This window comes from Nonomuraea sp. NPDC049758 (assembly GCF_040674635.1).
Taxonomy (GTDB): Bacteria; Actinomycetota; Actinomycetes; order Streptosporangiales; family Streptosporangiaceae; genus Nonomuraea.
Genome location: NZ_JBFAMZ010000037.1, coordinates 1 through 17,788, shown reverse-complemented (window position 1 = coordinate 17,788; position 17,788 = coordinate 1). Strand labels below are relative to the sequence as shown.

Genomic DNA, 17,788 nt, shown 5'->3' with positions numbered 1-17,788 from the left:
CCCTCAGGCCGCGGCCTCGCCCTCCGGCTGCGGCCCCGCAGTCAGGCCGCGGGCCGCTCCGTCAGACTCCGTCCTCAGTCCAGTTCTCAGTCCAGACCTCCGGAAGAAGCACCATGAAACTGGCGCCCCATCTGCACCGCCTCGGTCATGACGTCGTGGCCTGCTATCTCGTCGACACTGACGAGGGCATCACCCTGATCGACGCGGGACTGCCTGGCCACTGGCGGGATCTGCAGCGTGAACTCCGTTCCATCGGCAAGTCCGTGGACGACATCCGGGGACTCGTCCTGACCCACGGCGACTCCGACCGTCGCGCTACTTCGTGATCGCCTCGCGGACGGACGGCACGATCTCCTGGGCCCAGCGGCTCAGCGTGGTGAGGTCGGTGGCGCCGTGGCCGGCGGAGAAGAGGACGAAGCCCGAGGCGTCGTGCTCCAGCACCGCTTCGGTCAGCTCCTCGACCCACTGCCCGACCGAGCCGCCGATCCAGCGCCCGTCGTGGTCCCGGGTGGCGGGCAGCGGACGGTCGGTGATGCGGCCCGGGAAGTTGTAGATCGTACGGATCTCACGTGGGTCGCGGCCCACCGCGGCGGCCGCCTCGTCGATGACGGGCCGCGAGGCGCGATACCGCTCGCTGCGCCAGTCGGCCGCGTGGCCGGGGATCCAGCCGTCGGCCACCCTGCCCGTGGCGGCCAAAGATTTGGGCCCGTTCGACCCGGTCCATACCGGGGGTGCGGCCACGGGGGCGGGCTCGATCCCGCGCACCCGGTAGTGGCGTCCCTCGTGGGTGACCGGAGCGCCGCCGCCCGACAGCTTCCGGATCAGGACGATCGCCTCCTCGAAGGCGTCCACGGCGTCGCCGGGGGTCTGCCGGGGCACGCCCATGTCGGCGATGCGGTCCCACAGCCCGCCCGCGCCCATGCCGAGCACGACGCGGCCGTTCGACAGCGCCGACAACGACGTCACCGTCCTGGCCAGCATGGGGGCGGGCCTGGTCGGCAGGTTGGTGACATTGGCCAGACCGGCGATGTGCCGCGTGCCGCCCAGCAGGAAACCGATCGTGGCGTAGGCGTCCAGGCGCTCGCCGAGATAGGGATGGTCGGACAGCGAGAAGAGATCGAGCCCGTCCCGGTCGGCCTGCTGAACCATGCGCAACAGCTCGGGCAGGTCCTCGACACCGGAATGCGCGCCGAAACCGAACACCACATCAGATGCAGACACAGTATTACCTTTCATGCTTCACACGGAGAAAGAAGGAGGTGATGCCGTGCTCGTGTGCGCGATCCATGATCGCGTGACTGTCTGGTTCGGACGCCTCCGTCCCGAAGTTCATCGTGCCCAGGGCCGGCCGGGACACCGACAGGCCGCTGCGGCCAAGCTGGACGTGATCCATCTCAGGCCACCTGACGGTTGCCGGACAGGCCCTCGCGCATCGCGACCTCGGCGGCCGACGTCCGGGGGGACGCCGAACCGCCGTGACCCCCGGTGATCATCACAACCGCACGACTCGTCATCATGACTCCAACGAAAATTCAGTTCGTGCTCCGAACTATAGTCGTTCGTAACACGAACTGCAACGGTCGAGTACCAGGTTGTCGGTGCCGCATGGCATGCTGCCTGACATGGCGGGAACCGATCCAGCACTAGTCACCCTGGTCCTCGGCGACGAGGAGCTGCTTGCCGAGCGGGCGGTGGGCGCCGTCGTCGCGGCGGCGCGGGCCGGCGATCCGGGGGCCGAGGTGCATGATCTCGTCGGCGGAAAGGTCGCCACCGGCGAGCTGACCCAGCTGACCTCGCCCTCGCTCTTCGGCGGCCGCTCGGTGGTCGTCATCCGCTCGGCGCAGGACCTGCCGAAGGACGTCATCACCGAGGTGGTCTCGTACACGAAGCAGCCCTCCGACGACACGGTTCTCGTGCTGGCGCACCCGGGTGGGGTGAAGGGGAAGGCACTGGTCGACGGGGTGAAGAAGGCCGGGGCCCAGGTGGTGACGATCAACAAGGTCACCAAGCCCGCCGAGCGGCTGGAGTTCGTCAAGGGAGAGGTCAAGCGGGCCGGGCGGAACATCGCGGGTGACGCGGCCCAGGCGTTGCTCGACGCGGTGGGCAACGACCTGCGGGAGCTGGCGGCGGCGTGCAGCCAGCTCGCGTTCGACACCGAGGACAAGACGATCAGCGCGGCGGCCGTGGCGCGCTATCACAAGGGCCGGGCCGAGGTCACCGGCTTCAACGTGGCCGACTCGGCGATCGAGGGGCGCCTGGCCGAGGCCCTGGAGCAGTTGCGCTGGGCTCTGGGCACCGGCGTCGCGCCGGTGCTGCTGGTGAGTGCGCTGGCCGGTGGGCTGAGGTCGCTGGCCAAGGTGGGGAGTGCCCCGCGCAACCTGCGCGGGGGGCAGCTCGCCGCCCATGTGGGGATGCCGCCCTGGAAGGTCGACCGGGTCAAGCGCCAGCTGAACGGCTGGGGGCCGGAGGGGTTGTCCCGGGCGATCCAGGCGGTGGCCACCGCGGACGAGCAGGTCAAGGGCGGCGGCGCGGACACGGCCTACGCCCTGGAGCATGCCGTGCAGGTGATCGTCGCCAGCCGTACGGGCCGGTAGCGAACACCCGCGCGGCGGCGGTGGCGCTCTCAGGCGAGGCGTAGGGCGCGGAAGAACGTGGTGATGTCGGTCGCCAGCTGGGCGGGTTCCTCCAGGGCCATGAAGTGGCCGCCTCGGGCCGGGGTGTTCCAGTGGCGCAGGTCGGTCAGGGCGCGTTCGGCGAAGCTGCGGGGGAGGCTCGCCACGGAGGGTTCGTGGCTGAGGGTCACGGCGGACGGCACGGTGATCGGCGGCCGGGGCGGGTTGCTCGGCCAGTCGTAGTACGACTTGAACGAGGTGCCGATCGAGCCGGTGGCCCAGTAGAGGGTCAGCATGGTGAGCAGGGTGTCGCGGTCGAACCGGGACTCCAGGTCGCCGTGGCAGTCGCTCCAGGCGCGCAGCTTGTCCACGATCCACGCGGCCAGGCCGGTCGGTGAGTCGAGCAGGGCGGCGGCGATCGTGTCCGGACGGGTCAGCATGATCTCGCTGTAGCCGCCGTCGCGCTCGTCGTAGGCCGCCTCGGCGTCCAGGAAGGCCTGTTCGTCGGGGGTCAGCGGCGGGACGTCCAGGGACGCGGGGCCGGGCGGGTGGATGAGGTGGATGCCGGTCACCTGGTCCGGATAGAGGGCGCCGAGCCAGCCGACGGCCGCGCCGCCGATGTCGCCGCCGAAGGCCCCGTAGCGTTCGTGGCCCAGGACCTCGGTCATCAGCAGGTGCAGCATGCGGGCCATCGCGGGCCGGGTGAGGGGCTCGTCCGGCAGGTCGGAGTAGAGGAAGCCGGGCATCGACGGGATCACGACGTCGAAGGAGTCGCCGGGGTCGCCGCCGTGCCGGGCGGGGTCGGCCAGGCGTGCCGCCAGGGGAAGCATCTCCATGAAGCTGCTCGGCCAGCCATGGCAGAGCAGGATGGGCAGCGGCGCGCGGCCGGTGCCGGGGATGCGGACGAAGTGGAGGTGTCGTCCCTGGACGGGGGCTTTGCAGTGGTCCAGCTCGTTGAGGCGGGCTTCCTGGGTGCGGAAGTCGAACCCGTCGGCCCAGTACGTCACCAGTTCCCGCAGGTAGGCCGGATCGGTTCCGCCCTCCCAGGGGCGGTGGTCCAGCGAGCGGGTGAATCTGGCGTTGCGGAGACGGGTGCGCAGGTCGTCGAGTACGTCGTCGGGAACCTCTATGCGGAACGGCGTCACGGCCATGTGGGCTCCGATGTCGGAAGTTTCATCCCAGCATGGGTATCACCGGACGCCCGCCCGCCTCAATGCAATTGATTGGGGTTCGTCTCCACGTAGAGCAGGAGCTGTTTGAGCAGGTTGTCCAGGGTGTCCTGGTCGTCGGGGGACAGGGTGTTCACCATGGCCGCCTCCAGCACGGCCAGGACGGCCATGGCGTCCATCCAGAGGTCGTGCCCCTTGGGCGTGAGCTCGATGTCCACGCGACGGCGGTCCTCGGTGCTGCGGACGCGGCGTACCAGACCGGCCTTCTCCAGCGTGTCGAGGCGGCCCGTCATGCCGGCGGGGGAGAGCAGCAGCTCGGCGGCCAGCTCGGTCGGGGTGGCGGTGCCGTTGTGAGCGGCGAGCCTGTGGAGCGTCTGGAACTCGAAGTCCTGGACGCCGGTCTGGGCCAGCGCGGCCGCCTTGGCGTGGCCGAGGTGTTTCACCAGCGACTGCATGCGGGTCACGATGCCCTCCACCCGCTCGTCGAAGGGCGCCTTGCCGCGCCAGCGGGCCAGATGACGATCGACGGAGTCCTCCACGGCACCAGATCATACGCCAACAAGTAATTTGTTGACGAATCATTCGCTGACGAAATACCTTCCTGGTCATGTCGTTTTCGTTGTTCGCCGGGCCCAGGAACCGGCTGCTGGCCGGACGCTGCATGTCCGCGCTGGCCACAGCCATGATCCCCACCACGCTGACCTTGGCCGTGCTGCGCGCCACGGGGTCGGGGGAGGCGCTGGGGCTGGTGCTGGCCTGCGAGATGGTGCCGTTGTTGTTGTTGCTGCCGGTCGGCGGCGTGCTGGCCGACCGCGTCCGGCCCGGACGCGTCGTGCTGCTCGCCGACCTCACGCGATGCCTGGCCCAGGGGCTCATGGCGGTCGAGCTGCTGGCCGGGGTGGCTCGGATTCCCGACCTCGCCGTGTTGTCGGCGGTCTCGGGGGCGGCGATCGCGTTCGGGAGTCCGGCCGTGCCGCGGCTGGTGGTGGCGGTGGTGCCGGGGCCGGACCGGTTGCGGGTGAACGCCCGGATCGGGGTGGTGACCAGCGTGTCGGCCGTCCTGGGCCCGGCGCTCGCGGGGACGCTCACGCTGGCCGCCGGGCCCGGGTGGGCCGCGGGGGTCACGGCGATGTTGTTCGCGTGCTCGGCGCTGACGCTCGGCGGGGTCCGTACGGCTGCCAGGGGCGCAGGGCGGGAGAAGGTCGTGGAGGAGCGGCAGGCGGTCCCTGGCGGGGAGGCCGGTCGGCGGTGGGGGGCCGGGTTCGGGCGGGAGCTGGCCGAGGGGTTCGGGGAGGTCAGGAGGCGGCCGTGGTTCCTGGCCTGTGTGCTGTCGCACGGCGTGTGGCACTTCATGGCCGGGTTGTTCCTCACCCTGGGGCCGCTGGCGGCCGTGCAGCGGCTGGGAGGCGAGACCGGTTGGATGATCATCGTGCAGAGCGGCACGGTCGGGCTGCTGGCGGGGGTGCTGCTCGCGCCGCGGTTGCCGGTGCGCAGGCCGCTGGTCGCCGTTCAGGTGAGTGCCGCGCTCTATCTGCTGCCGATGGTTGCGTTGCCGGTGGCGGTGGGGTTCGGGCTGTCGGCCGTGGTGGTCGCGGTGGCGTACTTCGTGGCCATGGTGGGGCTCGGGGTGCTCAGCCCGTTGTGGGAGACGGTGGTGGCCGAGGAGATCCCGGAGGGGGCGTTGGGCCGGGTGCGTTCGTTCGACCAGCTCATCTCGTTCGCGGCGCGGCCGGTGGGGCTGGCCGTCGCGGCGCCGCTGGCGGGCGTGACCGGGATGGGGGTGCTGATGGTCACCGGTGGGGTGGTGGTCGCCGTCGCCAACCTCGCCGCCGTGGCGCGCTCGCCCAGGTCCGCGACCCCTCCGCCCGCCGGTGAGCGGGCGGAGAGAGCAGAGGAGGGGCGGGTCAGGTGAGGGAGGGTTCGCGGACGACGCCGTCGCTGATCTCCAGCACCCGGTCCGCCAGCGTGATCAGGTTGGGGTCGTGCGTGGCGACCAGCGCCGTCACCCCCTCGCTGCGCACCAGCGCGCGCAACAGCTCCATGATCTGCCGCCCGGTCTGCGAGTCGAGCTGCCCCGTCGGCTCGTCGGCCACCAGCAGCTTGGGCCGGTTGCCCAGGGAGCGGGCGATCGCCACCCGCTGCCGCTGCCCGCCCGACAGCTCGTACGGCCGCTGGTTCATGTGCTTGTCCAGCCCCACCAGCGCCAGCAGCAGCCGGACCCGCTCCTCCCGCTCGGCGGACGGCACGCGGGCCAGCCGCATCGGCACCCCCACGTTCTCGGCCGCCGACAGCACGGGGATCAGCCCGAACGACTGGAACACGAAGCCCACCACGTCCCGGCGCAGCGCCAGCAGGGCGTCCTCGGACATGGACGTGACCTCGTGCCCGGCCACGACGACCCGTCCGGCGTCCGGACGGTCCAGGCCGCCGATCTGGTTGAGCAGCGTGGTCTTGCCCGACCCCGAACGTCCCCGGACCGCCACCAGCTCGCCGGGGAACACCTCGAAGGACACCTCGCGCAGCGCGACGACCTCCTTGGGCCCGCTCCGGTAGACCTTGCGGACCCCCTCCACCACGACCAGGGGCTCATTGCTCATGGGAGGGCTCCTCTCGGGCGGGCCAGACGCCGATGTGGTCGGATTCGAGTTCGAGGCGCACCCGGCGTTCCATGTCCAGGGCGTTCATGAAGTCGCGGGGGAGCTGCAGGCGGCCCACCCGGTCCAGCACGGCGTACTCCTCGGCGACGATCTGCCCCTCGGCGCCCTCGCGCCGCAGCGTCTCGCTGCTGGTACGTCCGTCGCGGATGCCCACGGTGCGGTCCACCTGCTCCGACACCAGCGGGTCGTGGGTCACGATGACCACGGTCACGCCGAGCTCCCGGTTCGCCTTGCGCAGGGAGTCGAAGACCTGCTCGGACGTCTCGCTGTCCAGCTCGCCGGTGGGCTCGTCGGCCAGGATGAGCTGCGGCTCGTTGGCCAGGGCGACGGCGATGGCGACCCGCTGCTGCTCGCCGCCCGACATCTCGGGCGTGCGGCGGTCGGCGCAGTAGCCGACGCCGAGGAGCTCCAGCAGCTCGCCGGCGCGGGCGCGGCGCGCCCGGCCGCCGCCGGCCAGCTTCATGGGCAGCTCGACGTTCTCCCTGGCGGTCAGGTACGGCAGCAGGTTGCGCGCGGTCTGCTGCCAGATGAAGCCCACCACGGACCGCCGGTAGCGCAGCCGGTCCTTGGCCGTCATCGCCAGCAGGTCGGTGCCCGCGACCCTGGCCACCCCCGCGGTCGGCACGTCGAGCCCCGACAGCACGTTGAGCAGCGTGGACTTGCCCGACCCGGACGCGCCGACGATGGCCACCAGCTCGCCCTTGTCGATCACCAGGTCGAGGCCCTGCAGGGCGACGACCTCGACGCCCTCGGTCTTGTAGATGCGCACCAGGTTGTCGCAGACGATGTGCGCGTCGGCGCCGAACGCGGTCTTCTCCCGCGTGGCCTTGGCTTCCAGCTCTGACAGGGTCGGGTTCATGTGAGGTCCCCCACTCGAAGGACGGCGCCGAGGCTGCGACGGCGGCTGATGGCGGTGTGCGTGTACGCGCCCAGCACGGCCACGACGGCCAGCCCGGCCGCCAGCGCGGTCGGCGTGATCAGGTCTAGGGAGTAGTCGCCGACGGGCAGGTCGCCGGCGTAGGAGGACAGGTCGACGCCCGGACCGAGCGCCGCGGGCAGCCCGAGGCCGAGCAGCAGGCCGGCCAGTGCGGTCAGCAGGATCATCGGCATGATCTCCAGGACGGTGAGCCGCTGCGCCTGCCGGTCCGACAGGCCCAGCGTGCGCAGGAACGACAGCGCCCTGGCCCGGTCGGCCGCGCCGATCACCAGCGAGAGGATGACGGCGACCAGCGCGTACGCGGCCAGCGCCACCGTGACCACGACCAGCGTGGTGCGCACGGTGCTGGTCAGCGGGTCGTCCTGGATGGCGGCCAGGGCCAGCGACTGGGACTCCACGGTGCTGAGCGGGACCAGCGGGCGCAACTGGTCGAGCGCGGGGTTGCCGCCGATGAGCAGGGTGTTCACGGCCGGCCGCACGAGCGAGTTCATCGGCAGGATCATGAACTTGCCCTGGTTGTAGAAGCCGGGCACGGAGGTGATCACACCGCCCTCGGGGACCTTGAGCCGCGACTGCCAGCCGATCTCGTACGTGCCCCGCCCCTTGAGGTCGGGCGAGACGAAGGCGCCGCTCCCGGTGGGCACGCCGATCGGCGCCCCCGCCAGCAGCCGCCGCCACTCGGGCAGGTCCACGGCGATGGCCTCGGCGCGCTCGGCGCCGTACCCGACCTGGACCCGGCCGGTCTGCGCGAGCACGACCTGCTCGACGCCCGCGACCTTGCGCACCCGCTCGATCACGTCGGCCGTGATCTCGACCCGGGACGTGATCTTGACCGGCGCGCCCACCTGCTGCCAGGACGCCAGCCGCTGCGTGCTCACCAGCCCGTCGGAGATCACCGCGGCGAACACCGACACGCCGAGCGCGGGCAGCAGGATCAGCACCGGCAGCACCGACGCGGAGCGCGCCCTGGCCGCCCTGGTCAACCCCAGGAACGGCACGGCACCGGGCCGCCGCGCGGTCAGCCGGACGAGCAGCCGCAACGGGTACGGGTAGCAGCGCAGGATGATCACCGCCGCGGCGAGCGTCAGCGCGATCGGCACCACCAGCAGGAACGGGTCGAACCCGGCCGAGGCGGCCAGCCCGCGGGTGCGCAGCAGGTACGCCCCGGCCAGCGCGAGCACCACGACCAGCACCTCCAGCGTGAGCCGGCGCGCGGACGGGCGGGCGGTGCTGACGTCCGCGCGCTGCTCGTGCAGCGGCACCCGGTGGGTGACCGCCAGCCCGGCGGCGGTGAACCCGACGGCGGCCAGCATCACCAGCAGCGGCCCGACGTGCACGATCGGCAGCACGGGCCCGGGGACGAACCAGGACAGCGCGTACCCGGCCAGCCCGGAGGGCACGACGGCGAGCGCGGTCAGCGCCGCGCCGGTGCCCGCCACCTGCGCCAGCGATCCGCCACGCGCCCGTGTCAGCGCCAGCGTCTGGTCGAGCCGGCCGGAGAGCAACTGCACCGCCAGCACGATCACGCCGACCGCGACCAGCAGCAGCCCGCCGAGCACCAGGTACATCACGGTCTGCGCGGTGGACTGGGCGGCCAGGAAGCCCGTCAGCAGCTTGGCCAGCGCGGTCAGCACCCGGTACGGGCTGTACGAGCCAGACGCCTGCAGCCCGATCACCCGCTCGAACTCGCTGAGGGCCGCCTGGAGGTCGGTCGCGGCCAGCGCGTCGGCCTTGTCCGGGGCGATGGGGAGCACCCAGTTGTAGGACAGGTTGCGCCCGTCGCCGCTGAGCGCGGTCAGCCCGTCGTCGGACATGATCGTCGTGATGTGCTTCTCGAACTCCAGCTTGCCCGGCGGCAACATCCTGGTGACGGTCAGGATGTCGCTGTTGTGGCTCCAGTAACGGTCGTCGGCCTTCTTGGCCCTGAACGCGCCGACCAGCTTCACCGCCACGTAGTGGCTCTCGCCGAGCACCTTGACCTGGCCGATCTTCAGGTCCATCGCGGTCAGCGCGGACTCGACCAGGCCCACTTCGATCAGCGGGATCGTCTCGCCCTCGAAGCGCATGGTCGAGGGCTTGCCCGGCGCCTGGCCCTGGACCCAGTCCACCCGCCGGTCGGCGTCGGACAGCCAGCCGAGGTTCATGAACATGGTGCCGCCCGAGCCGTGGATCGGGGTGACCACCGTCTTGGCGCTCATGTGGCTGTCGCCCGTGCCGGCGGGCACCACCAGCGGCCGCAGCGCCGGAGGCAGGAGCTGGCGCCAGCGCCGGTCCCTGGACTCGAACTGCTCGCGCTCGTGCAGGTCCTCTTCCTTCGACATCGACCCGACGGTCACGGTCAGGTCGGCCTGCTCGGCGGGCGCGGTCCTGAGCGCCTCGCGCAGCGCCTGGTCGAACGACGACTGCATCGCCCTGGGCAGCCCCGCGACGAGCAGGCAGGCGCTCAGCGTCAGCACGAAGAGCACGGCCACCGCGCCCAGGTGCGTACGGGCCAGCAGCGGGATCCTCACTGTTCCTCCCGAATGCCGAGACCCTGCCTGCGCAGGTTGCGCGCCAGTCCGGCGACGATGGCGAGCAGCACGGCGGCCACTCCGGCGAGCATGGCGCCCGTGGCACCCCACGGAATGTCGAGCACCACGCCGGGGGTGACCGCCGACGCCTGCCCGGTCAGCACGATGTGCGGCACCACGAGCATGCCCACGACCACGGCCAGCCCGGTCCCGGCCGCCAGGGACAGCGCGATCACGAACGTCTGCTCGATGGCCAGCATCCCGAACATCTGCCGGGAGTTCACGCCGAGCGCCCGCAGGATCGCGAACTCGTTCATCCGCTCGCGGGCCGCGACCGCCGCGTTGACCAGGAAGCCGAGCGCCGCGAACACCAGCGCCGCGAGGAAGCCCAGCATCAGCGCGCCCTGGAGGCCGCTGGCCAGCGGGTCGTCCTGCATCTTGGCGGCCAGTGCGCGCTGGTCGATCGCGGTGACGTCCCATGCGGGACGGCTGGTGAGCGCGGCCGCCGCCCGGCCGTCCGGGGTGGCGAGCCACCACTCGGTGGCGGGCCTGGGCAATTGCGCCGCCGCCAGATCCTGCGCCTGCATCGTCCCCCAGTCGGCCAGTACGGCGTGTTGCCCGGCGGTCGTCGTCGGCATCGTCTCCACGACGGCCACGACCTTGACGTCCATCACCCTGCGGTCGATGCTGGCCCGTCCCACCTGGCCGACGCCCAGCTTGAGCGACTCGGACAGGCCGGCGGTGAGCACCACGGGCAGCGGTCCCTGGACGGGCGGCGACCCGAAGACGGCCGTCGCGGGCTGCCGCCCGGCCGCCTTCACCGACATGGCGGGCGTGGTCACCGGCCGCCCGTCGGCGCTGATCCCGGTCACCGTCAGACTCCCGCTGCCGGAGACCGGCGCGCTCACGACCAGCCCGCGCAACGACAGCGGGTACGTGATCTTCCCGCTCCGTCCGGCCAGCGCCGCGAGGTCCACGTCGAGGGTGTTCTCGCCCTTCTTCAGCACGCCCAGCGACACGTCGCGCCACACCCCGAGCGCGTCGGACAGCACCAGCCGCACCGGCAGGTCGGCGTCGGCAGTGGCGCGCAGGGTGAGCGCGGCCGGCTGTCCCGGCAGGTCCAGTTTGCCCGCCTGCGGCCCGGTCAGCGCCCGGGAGATCTCCGCGATGGGCCGGTCGGCCAGGTCGGGGCGGAGCTGGAACAGCGTGCCGAGCTTGGCCGCGTCGATCCCGATGAGGATGGCGTTCTCGCTGCTGACCTCGGTCTGGCCGCGGAAGACGGGCGAGGCGGCGGTCACGCCGGGCAGGGCGGTGAACGCCGTGCCGCGGCCCAGCGGGCCGAGCTCCGGGGCGTCCGGCGGGCCGGACAGGCGCAGGTCGGCGCCGGCCTGGTGGCGGGCCTGGTCGAGCTGGGAGCCGCGCCAGGTGGCGGCGGTGGCCATGGACACGATGCCGATGGCGATGGCCATGGTGAGCAGCAGCGCGGGGCCGGCGTACTTGAGCGGGCGCCTGCTGACCTGCCACGCGCCGAGCGCCGGGGCGAGGGACGGGCGCCTGGAGGTGATCCGCTCGGCCACCGCAGAGATGCGCGGTACCAGCCGCAGGCCGAGCATGCCGCCGGTGAGCAGGGCCAGCGCGGGACCGGAGATGATCAGCGGGTCGATGCCGAGCCCGCCGCCCGCGGTCGTGGTGACCGGCGCGCCGTAGTGCTGGAGCTGCCAGATCGCGAGGCCGGCCACGACCAGCAGCGCGACGTCGGCGCCCGCGCGCTGGATCAGCCCGCGCCCGCCGCCGCGCCCGCGCGCCGACTGCTCCTCCACGTACGTGCGCCGCGCGCCCGCCAGCGCGGGCAGCACCAGCAGCACCGCTGAGGCCACGGCCACGGCCACCGACACCAGGAACGTGCCCAGGCCGGCCGAGGGGTCGAGCCGCACGCCCGACGCCTTGATCCAGGGCAGCCGGCTCACCAGCCCGAGCAGCGGCGGCCCGAGCAACGGCGCGACGATCGCGCACGGGAGCGCGACCAGCATCGCCTCGCCCCCGGCCAGCGCGGCCAGCCGCAGCGTGCCCGCGCCGCGCGAGCGCAGCAGCGCCACCTCCATGCGCCGGTGGTCGGCCAGCAGCCGCGCGGTGAGCATCAGCGCGTACGCCGCCAGCAGCAGCAGCTGCAGCACCGGGATCAGCATGGTCGAGCGGGCCACCAGCGAGGCGGTGTCGAGCTGGGTGAGCATCTCGGGCAGGCGGCTGGTGGTCACGCAGCTCGGGCAGTCGCCGGCCTTCAGATGCGCGCCCACCTCGCCGACCGCCGCGGCCAGCGGGCGCAGCTGGGCCGGCGTCAGCGAGCGCAGGTCGGGCTCGGCGGTCCAGGTGGCGTTCACGTTGGTGGCGAAGCGGCCGATGAACGTCTCGCGCGAGACCATCAGCGGCCCGTACGTGGTGAAGTCGCCGCGTTCGACGCCCCTGCTGAGCAGGGTCTCCCCGGTCCAGCGCTCGCCGAAGGGGTCGTCGAGCTGGAACACGCCGGTGATGCGCACCTGGACGGGCTCCGGCGACAACCGCCCCACGGTGGTCAGCTCCTGGCCGACCTTGAACCCGGCCGCCGAGGCCGCCGACAGCGAGACCGCCGCCTCCACCCGGCCGTCGGCGGCCTTGGGCCAGGCGCCGGAGACGAGCTTGGCGTGCTGGTCGAGGCCGTCGTAGCTGCCGAACCTGAGCAGCTCGGGCCGCTCCTGCTTCTCCTGGCCGGGCATGGCGTAGGAGTCGGAGCGGAAGCTCGTGGTGAGCGCCGGCGCCTTGGTGTACGCCTTGGCCAGCTCGGCGCGTACCGCCCGGTCGTAGACGGGGAACGTCTTGTCCGTGACCGGCGCGCTGATCGTTGCGGACGTCTGGCGCAGGGAGGCGGTCTCCATCGTCCTGCGCACGCCGGCGTCGGCGATGGAGGAGGCGTACATGGTGAGCGCCACCAGCGTGGTGGTGGCGAGCAGGATCGAGCCGAACGCGGCCAGGAGGAGCAAAGGCTCGCTGAACGCCCGTTTGACGACCAACGGCCCCCGCATGTGTCCCCCTTCGTCCGTTTAGGTGAACCCTCACGGAGAGGGCGGACGGGAGGCAAGGTGATCTTGTCAAGGGATGCTCAGCCGATACCCGGCGGCGATGCCGATGTGATATCGAAACTGTGACAAGAAGTGCACAAAACCAAGAACGCCGCACCCCGGGAAGGAGTGCGGCGTCAGCGCTCGCCCGGGTGTCGCCGAGCGGCAGGAGCTTACTTGGCGGCCAGGGAGGCAGCCTGCTTGGCGATCGCCGACTTGCGGTTGGCGGCCTGGTTCTTGTGGATGACGCCCTTGCTGACGGCCTTGTCGAGCTGGCGGGCGGCGACGCGCTGCAGCGCCGCGGCCTGCTCGACGTCGCCCTGCTCGGCGGCCTCGCGGAACTTGCGGACGGCCGTCTTCAAAGAGGACTTGACCGCCTTGTTGCGCAGACGCGCCTTCTCGTTCTGCTTGTTGCGCTTGATCTGGGACTTGATGTTCGCCACGAAGAAGCCTCGGTGAAAGTCTAAGGATGGATGGGGCGCGCGGGCTCGATGAGAGGGCGCGCCACACGCAAGTGAACAGGGTACCAATAACCCAGGTGGCTGCTCAAATCAACGCCCCGGGTGTTCTCAGTTTAGGCCAGCCAGCGGGTCATGTACTCCTTCCAGTCCTCTTCGGTGGCGGCGAAGTCGACGTACAGGGCCAGGCCGAAGCGCTCGCGGCGGCCATGGTCGGACAGGGCCAGCCGGGCGCCCTCGGCGGCCATCGCCACGCTCTCGGCGGCGTCCAGCCAGGGCAGGCCGTGGTCGTGGTAGGCGGGAGCGCCGACGAACAGGGACTTGCCCTCCGGGACGAGGTCGAGGGCGAGCGCGGCCTGCCGGGCCACGTGGCCGCCGTAGAGGGACTGGGCGGGCGCGCCCGAGTCGTACGTCATGATCGCGACCTGGTCCACCCGGTTCACGACCTCCTGGAAGTAGCCCTGCGACCAGTATTTGTCGTGGCCCAGGACGAGCCTGCCCGCCGGGCGCATGAGGGGATAGGGCTCGATCTGCGGGGTCGAGGTGGACAGCAGCTTCGTGTACGTCCTCGTCCGGGCCAGCAGGTCGAGGAAGTTCGTGTCGCCGTCGCCGATCGGCTCGAAGTTGTAGTGGACGCCGTCGTAGCCCGCCTTCATGACGGCGGCCACGCCGGCCAGGACGTTCGCGCGGGACCGGGCGTCGTCGAGGTCGAGGCCGTTCTTGACGGACTGGCCCAGCCAGGCGGAGACGCGGACGCCGGGCAGGTGCCGATGCATCCATGTCACGAAATCTGCGGCCTTGGGATGCTTTGCGGGATCAAGGCGGCCGTCCCACTCGAACGGGCCGGAATGGACGTACACGTCCTTGATTCCGGTGGTCCGCAGACGGACGGCGAGTTGTTCCACGTCCCGCTCCGTACGGCGGCCGTCGACCCAGGCGTGGCCGAGCCAGAGGGCGTCGTTGCCGGTGCTCTTCGCCCAGGCCGCCGGGGCACCGGTAAACTGGAGACGGAGCGCGACGGCGAGCAGGCCGGCCAGCGCCACCACGACGGCCAAGGCCAGCGCGACCAGGCGCAGGCCGCGGCGGACGACGGTCCGGATAATCATCTGGGCATGTCACCATGAAAGACGCTTGACCTCAACCCTGTCGAAACGGACTTCGGTGCGCACTCAGCCTGGCCAGACCGACCCCGCGTTGATCCGCAACTTCTGCATCATCGCGCACATCGACCATGGCAAATCGACCCTTGCCGACCGGATGCTGCAGATCACCGGCGTGGTCGACGACCGCTCCATGCGCGCCCAGTACCTCGACCGGATGGACATCGAGCGCGAACGCGGCATCACGATCAAGTCGCAGGCCGTGCGGCTGCCCTGGGACGGCCACGTCCTCAACATGATCGACACCCCCGGGCACGTCGACTTCACCTACGAGGTGTCCCGGTCGCTGCAGGCGTGCGAGGGCGCGATCCTGCTGGTCGACGCCGCGCAGGGCATCGAGGCGCAGACCCTGGCCAACCTCTACCTGGCCATGAACGCCGACCTGCACATCATCCCGGTGCTCAACAAGATCGACCTGCCCGCGGCCCAGCCGGAGAAGTTCGCCGAGGAGCTGGCCGGCCTGATCGGCTGCGACCCCTCCGACGTGCTCAAGGTGTCGGGCAAGACCGGCGTGGGCGTGCGCGAGCTGCTCGACCACGTGGTGGCGACCGTCCCGGCGCCCGTGGGCCAGGCCGACGCCGCCGCGCGGGCGCTCATCTTCGACTCCGTCTACGACACCTACCGCGGCGTCGTGACGTACGTCAGGGTCATCGACGGCCATCTGAGCAAGCGCGAGCGCATCCTCATGATGTCCACCAACGCCACCCACGAGACGCTGGAGATCGGCGTCATCTCGCCCGAGCCCAAGCCCGCCGAGCGCGGCCTCGGCGTCGGCGAGGTGGGCTACCTGATCACCGGCGTGAAGGACGTGCGCCAGTCGCGCGTGGGTGACACCGTCACCTCCTCGGTCAAGCCCGCCAAGGAGATGCTGGCCGGCTACGAGCACCCCAAGCCGATGGTGTTCTCCGGGCTCTACCCGATCGACGGCGACGAGTACCCCGAGCTGCGCGAGGCGCTCGACAAGCTCCAGCTCAACGACGCCGCGCTGGTCTACGAGCCGGAGACCTCGGCCGCGCTCGGCTTCGGCTTCCGCGTCGGCTTCCTCGGCCTGCTGCACATGGAGATCGTGCGCGAGCGCCTGGAGCGCGAGTTCGGCCTGTCGCTGATCTCCACCGCGCCCAACGTGGTCTACCGCGTGGTCATGGAGGACGGCAAGGAGCTCACGGTCACCAACCCGTCCGAGTTCCCGACGGGTGGCAAGATCGCGCAGGTCTTCGAGCCGGTCACCAAGTCCACGATCCTGGCGCCGGCCGAGTTCATCGGCGCGATCATGGAGATCTGCCAGGGGCGGCGCGGCCAGCTCCTCGGCATGGACTACCTGTCCGAGGACCGTGTCGAGATCCGCTACACGCTGCCGCTGGGCGAGATCATCTTCGACTTCTTCGACCAGCTCAAGTCGCGCACCCGCGGCTACGCCTCGCTCGACTACGAGCCCGCCGGCGAGCAGGAGGCCGAGCTGGTCAAGGTCGACATCCTGCTGCAGGGCGAGGCCGTCGACGCCTTCAGCGCGATCGTCCACAAGGACAAGGCCTACTCCTACGGCGTCGACATGGCCAAGAAGCTGCGCGAGCTGATCCCGCGGCAGCAGTTCGAGGTGCCGATCCAGGCCGCCATCGGCGCCCGGGTCATCGCCCGCGAGAACATCCGGGCCATCCGCAAGGACGTCCTGGCCAAGTGTTACGGCGGTGACATCTCCCGTAAGCGCAAGCTGCTGGAGAAGCAGAAGGAAGGCAAGAAGCGGATGAAGATGGTCGGCCGCGTCGAGGTGCCCCAGGAGGCCTTCGTCGCCGCGCTGTCCACCGACTCCAGCGCCGCCGCCGACAAGAGCAAGAAGTAGCCGCTACAGGCCCAGCACGGCGGGCGTTCGCGCGAGCGCCCGCCAGTGCGTGCCCGGGTCGGGGACCAGGCGGCGGGCCCGCAGGTCCATCAGGCCGCCGACGCCGGTCAGCTCGGCGGCCGGCTCGCCGTCCGCGCCCCTGAACTCCTGCCTGATCCGGAACGTCTTCCCCGTGCCCCACTCGAACGCGCAGGTCACCTCCACCTCGTCGCCGGCGCGCAGCTCGCGGTGGAAGCGGATGGTGTTCTCCAGCGTCACCGGGCCGACGCCGGCCTCCCGCAGGTCGTCGATCGAGATGCCGGCCGCGCGCAGGCACTCCCAGCGGGCGTGGTCGCCGTACTGGTGGTAGACCACGTTGTTCAGGTGGCCCTGGGGGTCGAGCTCGTAGCCGCGTACGGCGATGCGTACCGAGAAGGTCATGATCGTTCCTCCAGCCAGGCGTGCGATTTGGCGGTGAGGTAGCGCAGGCCGTCGTCGCCGAGCTCCACCCAGTCGCCGCGGGCCCAGCCGCCCGTGGTCTGGGGGGCGAAGCCGTGCCGCTGGAACAGCGCCGACGCCTCCTTCTGGGTGAGACCGCGGCGGCCCCACTCCGCGATGACCCGGGCCGTGCGCTCGGCCTCGCCCAGCTCCTCGTCGCCCAGCGCGGCGGCCAGCTCCTCCAGGCCGCGCGCCATCAGACGCAGCGAGGCCTGCACGCGGGCGATGTCCATCGGCGCTCCCTCATCGCTATTCGATTGCTACCGATAGCCTAGCGATAGCAGCGGATACCCTGAAAGGGTGGAAGTGGTGCGTACGGAACGAATGGTCCTCTCCCGGATCCGCCCGGAGGACCTCGAAGCCGTGCACGAGATCCACTCCGACCCGCGCACGAACGTCTACAGCTCCGCCGGGCCCACCGCCGACCTGGAGGCCAGCCGGGTCATGCTCGACCTGTGGCTGGCCGACTGGGCGGACCGGGGGATCGGCTACTGGGCCGCCCGGCTGGCCGAGGGCTCGCAGGTGCTGGGCATCGGCGGCCTGCGGCACGCGTCCCTGGACGGTGAGGACGTGCTCCACCTGTACTACCGTTTCCGTCCCGCCGCCTGGGGGCACGGGTACGCGGTCGAGCTCGCCAGGGCGGCCCTGCGCGTCGGGCGCGACCTGGGCACCGTGGTGGCCCTGATCGGGGACGGCAACGAGCCGTCCCGCCGGGTGGCGGAGAAGGCAGGGCTGCACAGGGAGCGCACGATCCCGTACGGCGGCGTGCCGAGCGACCTCTACGTGGCCTGACAGTGATGATGTAGATGAGTGCTTCCCACCAGGGTTTGACCCATGGCCTGACTGACCTCTGGGTCCTCAACGGGATCTGTCGGCCCT

At 71.3% G+C, this 17,788-nt stretch carries 17 protein-coding genes; 5 read left to right on the top strand and 12 right to left on the bottom strand.

The annotated features are described in order from the left end of the window. Positions 1-113 precede the first annotated feature (113 nt). Positions 114-326: an MBL fold metallo-hydrolase gene (locus tag AB0J46_RS48750; RefSeq protein ID WP_364343282.1), complete on the top strand. Its 213-nt coding sequence runs from the start codon at positions 114-116 to the stop codon at positions 324-326. Here AB0J46_RS48750 and AB0J46_RS48745 read toward each other — a convergent pair. Both AB0J46_RS48745 and AB0J46_RS48740 read right to left on the bottom strand, forming a co-directional pair. Continuing rightward, positions 316-1,221 carry an LLM class flavin-dependent oxidoreductase gene (locus tag AB0J46_RS48745; RefSeq protein WP_364343279.1) on the bottom strand — a complete coding sequence of 302 codons (906 nt, stop codon included), beginning with the start codon at positions 1,219-1,221 and terminating at the stop codon, positions 316-318. The two genes, AB0J46_RS48750 and AB0J46_RS48745, sit on opposite strands and share 11 nt — an antisense overlap. Before the next feature lie 173 nt (positions 1,222-1,394). Beyond that, positions 1,395-1,517 carry a hypothetical protein gene (locus AB0J46_RS48740; protein WP_364343276.1) on the bottom strand — a complete coding sequence of 41 codons (123 nt, stop codon included), beginning with the start codon at positions 1,515-1,517 and terminating at the stop codon, positions 1,395-1,397. Positions 1,518-1,622: 105 nt separating this feature from the next. On the opposite strand from AB0J46_RS48740, the gene holA reads away from it, so the two are divergent. Next, positions 1,623-2,594, top strand: coding sequence for a DNA polymerase III subunit delta (gene holA / locus AB0J46_RS48735; protein WP_364343273.1), 972 nt, complete (start codon positions 1,623-1,625; stop codon positions 2,592-2,594). A 29-nt stretch (positions 2,595-2,623) separates the two neighbouring features. Here the strand turns inward: holA and AB0J46_RS48730 are convergent, their stop codons facing one another. Together AB0J46_RS48730 and AB0J46_RS48725 are read right to left on the bottom strand one after the other, a co-directional pair. Further along, positions 2,624-3,763 carry an epoxide hydrolase family protein gene (locus tag AB0J46_RS48730; RefSeq protein WP_364343270.1) on the bottom strand — a complete coding sequence of 380 codons (1,140 nt, stop codon included), beginning with the start codon at positions 3,761-3,763 and terminating at the stop codon, positions 2,624-2,626. A 59-nt stretch (positions 3,764-3,822) separates the two neighbouring features. Beyond that, a complete protein-coding gene (locus AB0J46_RS48725) occupies positions 3,823-4,320 on the bottom strand; it encodes a MarR family transcriptional regulator (RefSeq protein WP_364343267.1) in 498 nt (165 codons plus the stop codon). A gap of 68 nt (positions 4,321-4,388) precedes the next feature. Between AB0J46_RS48725 and AB0J46_RS48720 the strand changes: the two genes are divergently transcribed. Next, positions 4,389-5,693, top strand: a complete 1,305-nt coding sequence (locus AB0J46_RS48720; protein ID WP_364343264.1) for an MFS transporter — start codon at positions 4,389-4,391, stop codon at positions 5,691-5,693. On the opposite strand, the gene AB0J46_RS48715 is transcribed toward AB0J46_RS48720, so the two are convergent. The 6 genes from AB0J46_RS48715 to AB0J46_RS48690 all read right to left on the bottom strand — a co-directional run bounded on the left by AB0J46_RS48715 (position 5,686) and on the right by AB0J46_RS48690 (position 14,541). After that, entirely contained in the window at positions 5,686-6,378 is a 693-nt protein-coding gene (locus tag AB0J46_RS48715; RefSeq protein ID WP_358291996.1) for an ABC transporter ATP-binding protein, read from the bottom strand. The two genes, AB0J46_RS48720 and AB0J46_RS48715, sit on opposite strands and share 8 nt — an antisense overlap. After that, positions 6,368-7,297, bottom strand: a complete 930-nt coding sequence (locus tag AB0J46_RS48710; protein WP_352352447.1) for an ABC transporter ATP-binding protein — start codon at positions 7,295-7,297, stop codon at positions 6,368-6,370. Before AB0J46_RS48710 ends, AB0J46_RS48715 begins: the two co-directional genes overlap by 11 nt. After that, positions 7,294-9,885, bottom strand: coding sequence for an FtsX-like permease family protein (locus AB0J46_RS48705; RefSeq protein ID WP_364343259.1), 2,592 nt, complete (start codon positions 9,883-9,885; stop codon positions 7,294-7,296). Before AB0J46_RS48705 ends, AB0J46_RS48710 begins: the two co-directional genes overlap by 4 nt. Continuing rightward, entirely contained in the window at positions 9,882-12,941 is a 3,060-nt protein-coding gene (locus AB0J46_RS48700; protein WP_364343256.1) for an ABC transporter permease, read from the bottom strand. Before AB0J46_RS48700 ends, AB0J46_RS48705 begins: the two co-directional genes overlap by 4 nt. Before the next feature lie 209 nt (positions 12,942-13,150). Further along, the gene (gene rpsT, locus AB0J46_RS48695; protein WP_352352450.1) at positions 13,151-13,420 is read right to left on the bottom strand and encodes a 30S ribosomal protein S20; all 270 of its coding nucleotides are present in this window, start codon (positions 13,418-13,420) and stop codon (positions 13,151-13,153) included. Positions 13,421-13,551: 131 nt separating this feature from the next. Beyond that, positions 13,552-14,541, bottom strand: coding sequence for a hypothetical protein (locus AB0J46_RS48690; protein ID WP_364343253.1), 990 nt, complete (start codon positions 14,539-14,541; stop codon positions 13,552-13,554). Between the two features lie 55 nt (positions 14,542-14,596). On the opposite strand from AB0J46_RS48690, the gene lepA reads away from it, so the two are divergent. Further along, complete coding sequence (gene lepA / locus AB0J46_RS48685; protein ID WP_364343250.1) at positions 14,597-16,432, top strand: translation elongation factor 4; 1,836 nt, start codon at positions 14,597-14,599, stop codon at positions 16,430-16,432. Positions 16,433-16,435: 3 nt separating this feature from the next. Here lepA and AB0J46_RS48680 read toward each other — a convergent pair whose 3' ends face one another. Then, the gene (locus AB0J46_RS48680; RefSeq protein ID WP_364343247.1) at positions 16,436-16,852 is read right to left on the bottom strand and encodes an acyl-CoA thioesterase; all 417 of its coding nucleotides are present in this window, start codon (positions 16,850-16,852) and stop codon (positions 16,436-16,438) included. Beyond that, positions 16,849-17,142 (bottom strand): hypothetical protein, encoded by a 294-nt coding sequence (locus AB0J46_RS48675; RefSeq protein WP_364343244.1) that lies wholly within the window; start codon positions 17,140-17,142, stop codon positions 16,849-16,851. Before AB0J46_RS48675 ends, AB0J46_RS48680 begins: the two co-directional genes overlap by 4 nt. Positions 17,143-17,218: 76 nt before the next feature. On the opposite strand from AB0J46_RS48675, the gene AB0J46_RS48670 reads away from it, so the two are divergent. Continuing rightward, positions 17,219-17,701: a GNAT family N-acetyltransferase gene (locus AB0J46_RS48670; protein WP_364343241.1), complete on the top strand. Its 483-nt coding sequence runs from the start codon at positions 17,219-17,221 to the stop codon at positions 17,699-17,701. The last annotated feature ends 87 nt before the right edge of the window (positions 17,702-17,788 follow it).